Source organism: Streptomyces sp. NPDC058877 (assembly GCF_042742855.1).
GTDB lineage: Bacteria > Actinomycetota > Actinomycetes > Streptomycetales > Streptomycetaceae > Streptomyces.
In genome coordinates, this window is sequence record NZ_JBHYMF010000372.1 from 1 (window position 1) to 1,955 (window position 1,955).

The 1,955-nt window shown below is 70.9% G+C and carries 3 protein-coding genes; all 3 read left to right on the forward strand.

Annotated features, from left to right (window positions below):
- Positions 1 to 97, forward strand: a 97-nt coding sequence (locus tag ACFW2Y_RS35625; RefSeq protein WP_157849844.1) for an acyl-CoA dehydrogenase family protein, incomplete at its 5' end; no start/stop codon positions are given.
- Between the two features lie 28 nt (positions 98 to 125).
- Positions 126 to 911 carry an electron transfer flavoprotein subunit beta/FixA family protein gene (locus tag ACFW2Y_RS35630; RefSeq protein ID WP_384887853.1) on the forward strand — a complete coding sequence of 262 codons (786 nt, stop codon included), beginning with the start codon at positions 126 to 128 and terminating at the stop codon, positions 909 to 911.
- 33 nt (positions 912 to 944) lie between these two features.
- Complete coding sequence (locus ACFW2Y_RS35635; RefSeq protein ID WP_384887856.1) at positions 945 to 1,901, forward strand: electron transfer flavoprotein subunit alpha/FixB family protein; 957 nt, start codon at positions 945 to 947, stop codon at positions 1,899 to 1,901.
- Positions 1,902 to 1,955: the final 54 nt, after the last annotated feature.

Consider the following 1,955-nt stretch of genomic DNA (forward strand, 5'->3'; position numbering starts at 1 on the left):
CCCCGTCGAGCGCATGATGCGCGACGCCAAGATCACCCAGATCTACGAAGGCACCAACCAGGTCCAGCGCATCGTCATGGCCCGCAACCTCCCGTAACCAGCAGCCCCTCGAAAGGAGACAGGCCGTGACCCTGAAGATCGCTGTCTGTGTGAAGTACGTTCCCGACGCGACCGGCGACCGCGGTTTCGCCGACGACCTGACGACCGACCGCGAGGCCGTCGACGGCCTGCTCTCGGAGCTGGACGAGTACGCCGTCGAGCAGGCCCTCCGGATCTCCGAGGAGTCCGACGACGCCGAGGTCACCGTCCTCACGGTCGGCCCGGACGACGCCAAGGACGCGCTGCGCAAGGCCCTGTCGATGGGTGCCGACAAGGCCGTCCACGTCAACGACGAGGACATCCACGGCTCCGACGTCATCGCCACCTCCGCGATCCTGGCGAAGGCCCTGGAGAAGGTCGGCTTCGACCTGGTCGTCTGCGGCATGGCCTCGACGGACGGCACCATGGGCGTGCTGCCCGCACTGCTCGCCGAGCGGCTGGGCCTGCCCCAGGTCACCCTCCTCTCGGAGCTCTCGGTGGAGGACGGCCTGGTCAAGGGCCGCCGTGACGGCGACGCCGCCACCGAGCTCCTGGAGGCCGCACTGCCGGCCGTCGTCTCGGTCACCGACCAGTCCGGCGAGGCCCGTTACCCCTCCTTCAAGGGGATCATGGCCGCCAAGAAGAAGCCGGTCGAGGAGTGGGACCTGGACGACCTGGAGATCGACGCCGACGAGGTCGGCCTCGCCGCTTCCTGGACCCTGGTCGACTCGGCAGCCGCCCGTCCGGCCCGCACCCAGGGCACGATCGTCCCGGACGAGGGCGACGGCGGCAAGCAGCTCGCCGCCTTCCTCGCCTCCCAGAAGTTCATCTGATCCACCGTCACCCCACCTCAGGAGCAAGGAATCATGGCTGAGATCCTGGTTCTCGTGGACCACGCCGACGGTGCGGTCCGCAAGCCGGCCCTCGAACTGCTGACCCTGGCCCGCCGTCTCGGCGAGCCCTCGGCCGTCGTCCTCGGCGCCGGCGAGGCCGCCGCCTCGATCGCCGCCACGGCGGGCGAGTACGGCGCGGCCACCGTCTACGTCGCGGACGGCGCCGAGTTCACCGACCAGCTCGTCGTCCCTAAGGTCGACGCGGTCACCCAGATCGCGAAGGAGAAGGGGGTGGCCGCCGTCCTGGCGACCTCCTCCGGCGAGGGCAAGGAGATCGCGGCCCGCGTCGCGCTCCGCCTCGGCTCCGGCCTGATCACCGACGCCGTGGAGCTGGAGGCCGGCGAGAACGGGCCGGTCGCCACCCAGTCCGTCTTCGCCGCCTCGTACCAGGTGAAGTCGACGGTCTCGCACGGCGTCCCGGTCATCACCGTCAAGCCGAACTCCGCCGCCCCGGAGGCCGCTCCGGCCGCCGGCGCGATCGAGAACGTCACCGTCGCCTTCACCGGCAACGCCGCCAAGGTCGTTTCGCGCACCCCGCGCGTCTCCACCGGCCGCCCCGAGCTGACCGAGTCCGCGATCGTGGTCTCCGGCGGCCGTGGCGTCGGAGCGGCCGAGGGCTTCGCGGTCGTCGAGAAGCTGGCCGACTCGCTCGGCGCGGCCGTCGGCGCCTCCCGCGCCGCCGTGGACGCCGGCTGGTACCCGCACTCCAACCAGGTCGGCCAGACCGGCAAGCAGGTCTCGCCGCAGCTGTACGTGGCGGCGGGCATCTCCGGCGCGATCCAGCACCGGGCCGGCATGCAGACGTCGAAGACGATCGTCGCGGTCAACAAGGACGCCGAGGCGCCGATCTTCGACCTGGTCGACTACGGCGTGGTCGGTGACCTCTTCGAGGTCCTGCCGCAGCTGACGGACGAGATCGGCGCGCGCTGATCCGCTTGATCCACTGACACCCACGCAAAGGGGGCGGGTGGCACAGAGTGCCAC

Excerpts from the sequence above, each read along its gene's own strand:
- ACFW2Y_RS35635 (WP_384887856.1), top strand. The coding sequence starts at position 945 with ATGGCTGAGATCCTGGTTCTCGTGGACCACGCCGACGGTGCGGTCCGC.